Origin of the sequence: Allobosea massiliensis (assembly GCF_042655245.1) — a bacterium.
GTDB classification, from domain to species: domain Bacteria; phylum Pseudomonadota; class Alphaproteobacteria; order Rhizobiales; family Beijerinckiaceae; genus Allobosea; species Allobosea massiliensis.
Genome location: NZ_JBHSLU010000090.1, coordinates 1 through 3,743 on the forward strand (window position 1 = coordinate 1; position 3,743 = coordinate 3,743).

Below are 3,743 nucleotides of genomic sequence, written 5' to 3' on the forward strand. Positions count from 1 at the left end.
GGCTGGTGGCCGGTCATTAATCGGAATGGTGGCCGGAGAATTATCGGAATCCCGGCCGGTCAATTATCGGAATGATGGCCGGTCGGAATCGGAATCCGCAAAGGGGCATTGGCCTGCTTATGCATCGATCTTTGGCGTCGAAGTCAAAAGCGGCGTTGGCGGCGCGTTCCGATCCTTCGACTGGAACGGAGCGCGGGTCGTGTTTTGCCCTCACTTCGTGTCCCGCAGTTTCAACTCGAACGCGAGCGTGGCGCAGTTTGCGAAGTACGCACTGGGTGACGGCTGGCGTTGAGGCCAGCTTGCCTATCGCCGCGGAATCGCCAGGCCAGGAATAACTGTCCCTCGAGGGCCGTAGAGTTGCTCGAGCCCAACGCACTGGCGCTGCAAGGCCTCGCGCCGGCCGACGTTTGTCATTGCCAGGGCCTCGTAGGAATCGACGAGCGCAATGCGTTGTTTAGCCAGCTCATCGCGTAGCAGGGGCCGTTGTAGATCACCCTCTGAAAGGCCGACGGCGCGCAACGCTGTGGCAGTTCGTGCTGACGATATAGATCCGCCGCATAGGTCGGCCATTGCACGAGCGGACGCTAATTGACGAACCACCCGAATTTGGCTCGGGTTGTAATTTTCCTGGGCTGACGATGGTGTGCTGCCCAGGAGGACGAACGCTAAGATCGGCGTGAGGATCGCTTTAGAAGGCATCTCTTCGCGACCCTCGTGAAGACCGACTCAATGGGGACGCCTGGGCGCCCGAGGGCGCCCAGGGTCATTTTTCGGTGGCGTATGACCGATAGAGGTCATTGAGTTTGGAAACGACGTAGTCGGCGAAGCCCGCGTCGACAGAGGTGTCGAAGTGGACGGAGCTCTTCTTTTCCCGCCGGTCGATAACAATGAGCTTTCGACCAATCGGATCCAGCCAATCTTCAGCGGATTTGGCCTCGCGTGAGTTCCGTTTCGTGGCCTCTGCGAAAGCGGCAGAAAACCGCGCTTCGCTTTGGAGCTGCTGAAATTCGGGCGTACCCGCGAGAGCGTAAACACGTTCAATGATTGCCGGGTCAGCAAAGGCCTGCTGAAGCTTCGTCCAACGTGGTCGCCCGACATTCGGCGCCTTTCCGATAGCGTCGACGATCTGCTCGGGGAGTTTCCGATAGGTACCAATCATCGTCGAGAGGTCGGTGTCATGGACACCAACGGCGGCGCCGATGATCTTGCGGCTGAATCCGGAGTCCTCCAACTTTGTCGCGAACCTTGCCTTCTCGATGAAGGAGAGATCGCTACGGGCATTATTCTCCTGTCCCTGCGCGACAACGAGATCGATATCCGTCAACTCGCGCACGACCGCTTTGACTTTGATCCCGAGCAGTTTGGCCGCGCGCCAACGTCGGTGACCAAACGCGATCTGGTAGCGCGCTTCGTCCTTCGGGTTGGTCCTGACGAGGATCGGGACCATCTGCCCCTTCTCGCGGATCATGTCCGCGAGTTCGGCGATCTCTGCAGTGGTGATTTCGAGACGGTCGCTGATGAAGGACGGGTCGATGAGGTCGGTGTCAATCTCGACAACCGTCTCACCCCTCATGGTCTGTCCGAACCTGCTTGCCAAATTCTGCAGATCCTTGACCGGTGCGTGCGGCTCCTTCGTGCGGCCGCTCGCGTTGGCAAGCCATTCACGGCCGGCCGGCTTTGCGACAGCGGTGCCGGCGACCACGGACAGCTCCGGGACCGCGTCTTCGGCGTCCACAGTCAGCAGTTTGCGACGAGTTTCCTTGCCCATCAGGCGGCCCTCCCCCAGGTCTTCAGGATATGCTGCTCGATCTCGCCGTTGACCCCGTTCATCGAGTCGATCGCGCGATCGTAGGTATCTTTCGAGAAGTCGTCGCGAGGGACTTCGTACAGCGTCTGCTTGGTCACGCCTGCATCGGAAATGGCGGTGCTCTTGACCATCTCATTCTTGAAAACGTGGTCGCCGAACATGTTCCTCAGGAACTCGACCATGTCCCGCTGAGGCAGGTCTCGTGCCTCATAGCGAGTGACCAGATAGCGTATCCAGTCGAAGTCAATTTTCGCGCCTTGGTCTCGAAGTGTGCGGATGGTGGCCCCGGCCATTTCGAGAAAAGACGCCATCGACATCACGTCGAGCATTTGAGGATGAATCGTGATGACGAGGGATGTGGAAGCACCCAGGGCCGACATCGTGAGGTAGCCAAGCTGCGGCGGACAATCGAGCACAACGACATCGTAGTCCTGTTCCACGGCCGCGATGGTCAACCCAATGCGCTCGTAGAAGAAGGGCGTTTTGCCAGTCGCTTGGGCCTTCATTGTCTTTGCCGTTTCGGTCTCAAACTCGGAGAGCTCGAGCGCGGCGGGGATCAGGTCCAAATTGGGGAAATAGGTTTTCTTGATGACCTCGGACGGATGCCGGGAGACGTCCGGGTCGTAGGTGATCGACCCATAAAGGGATTGCCCCTCCAGGAGATCCATCTCTGGCTGGAGGCCGAACAATGACGTCAGGCTTGCCTGAGGATCGACGTCGATCGCCAAAACCCGATAGCCCTGAATCGCGAGGTACTGCGCGAGGTGCGCGGCACTCGTTGTCTTCGCGCTGCCGCCTTTGAAGTTGATGCAGCTGATGACCTGAAGGTGTTCGTCTCCCCGGCGGTGCTTCAGGTAACGGCGGCTCGAGCGCCCGGTCGTATCGAGGTAGGCGCGCAGGGCGTTGATATCCTCCAGCGAGTACATCCGCCGGTTATTCGGAAGGATTTCGGGCATGGGCCCCTTGCCTTCCAGCGTCAGCTGCCGGAGGTAGCTGTCAGCGACACCAATGATCTTTGCCACTTCGCCGCAGGTGAACTTGCGAAGCGTCTTCTCGACGCCCGGCTCGTAGTGAGCCATGCGCTGCTTCTTCAGTGTGTTTGCAAGGCGTCGAGCGCTCTCATTGAGGAGATCGGGATTCTCGAATACGCGCTGCGGCGGGGTCGCCAGCATAGGAACCGACATCGGCCACTCCTTCCGACGGAAAAGACGGTTTGAAGCGTTACTAAGCCACCTGAAATCGACAACAATTGGTTAACGCACACTCACCGCATTGCGTAACATTGTAATTTCAGCGGGTTAGTATGACCCGGTAGGGCTTCAGCGGTGCCCGCCACTTCTATCGACCAGCGCGGGACGTAGTGATTCGGCAAGGTCAGTAGACGCGAGAGGTTTTGCAGCTGCAAACTTTTTCGGCGGTGGGAGGTCCGTGTCGGCGGCTGTTGGGTCCTGAGCGACTGGATTGGTACGGTCTCGTTTCGGCTCGGGACGAGAGGCCCGATAGGCCACAAGCCCCTCCCCTCCCCTCCCCTCACATCCCCACGGTCAAATGTCTTTTTCCGCTGATGCGGGTCCATCGATCGAAGGGTCGCGCTTACTCGGAGGCACCATTCTGCGATTGTGCGGTCGAGGGCGCAGGCCTTCGATATGCGATCACCGCGACCGGCTGGTGGACTCTGTCGGGTGGATCGCGCGCGCGGCTCAAGAGCGTGCGACGGCTCGGCACGATTGTTCGTGCTTGCAATCTTTGCAGCTGCAAAGATCGAGCGACGAGCAGGCGATCGCTTAGTGTGTTTCATACGCTGTCCGGCCCCAGCTTTTCTCTGCCGGGAGCGTGTTGTCAGGCGCCACGACAAACTGCCCCCCTGACGCCATGAGGAACTGACCCCTCTGGAGAGGAGGTCGGCATGGAAGAGCAAGAGGTTCAGAGTTCTCCG

The 3,743-nt window shown here is 59.3% G+C and carries 3 protein-coding genes; 1 reads left to right on the forward strand and 2 read right to left on the reverse strand.

Translation table 11 applies throughout. The features are described 5' to 3' along the window. Positions 1-292, forward strand: a 292-nt coding sequence (locus tag ACFPN9_RS24410; RefSeq protein WP_377817800.1) for a hypothetical protein, incomplete at its 5' end; no start/stop codon positions are given. 471 nt (positions 293-763) lie between these two features. On the opposite strand, the gene repB is transcribed toward ACFPN9_RS24410, so the two are convergent. Then, complete coding sequence (gene repB / locus ACFPN9_RS24415; RefSeq protein ID WP_068078782.1) at positions 764-1,768, reverse strand: plasmid partitioning protein RepB; 1,005 nt, start codon at positions 1,766-1,768, stop codon at positions 764-766. After that, positions 1,768-2,991, reverse strand: coding sequence for a plasmid partitioning protein RepA (gene repA, locus ACFPN9_RS24420; RefSeq protein WP_082735283.1), 1,224 nt, complete (start codon positions 2,989-2,991; stop codon positions 1,768-1,770). The genes repB and repA overlap by 1 nt, the downstream gene beginning before the upstream one ends. Positions 2,992-3,743 lie beyond the last annotated feature (752 nt).

Bases quoted from the DNA above. Each gene is read 5' to 3' on its own strand.
- repB (WP_068078782.1), bottom strand. From the start codon at position 1,768: ATGGGCAAGGAAACTCGTCGCAAACTGCTGACTGTGGACGCCGAAGAC.
- repA (WP_082735283.1), bottom strand. From the start codon at position 2,991: ATGTCGGTTCCTATGCTGGCGACCCCGCCGCAGCGCGTATTCGAGAAT.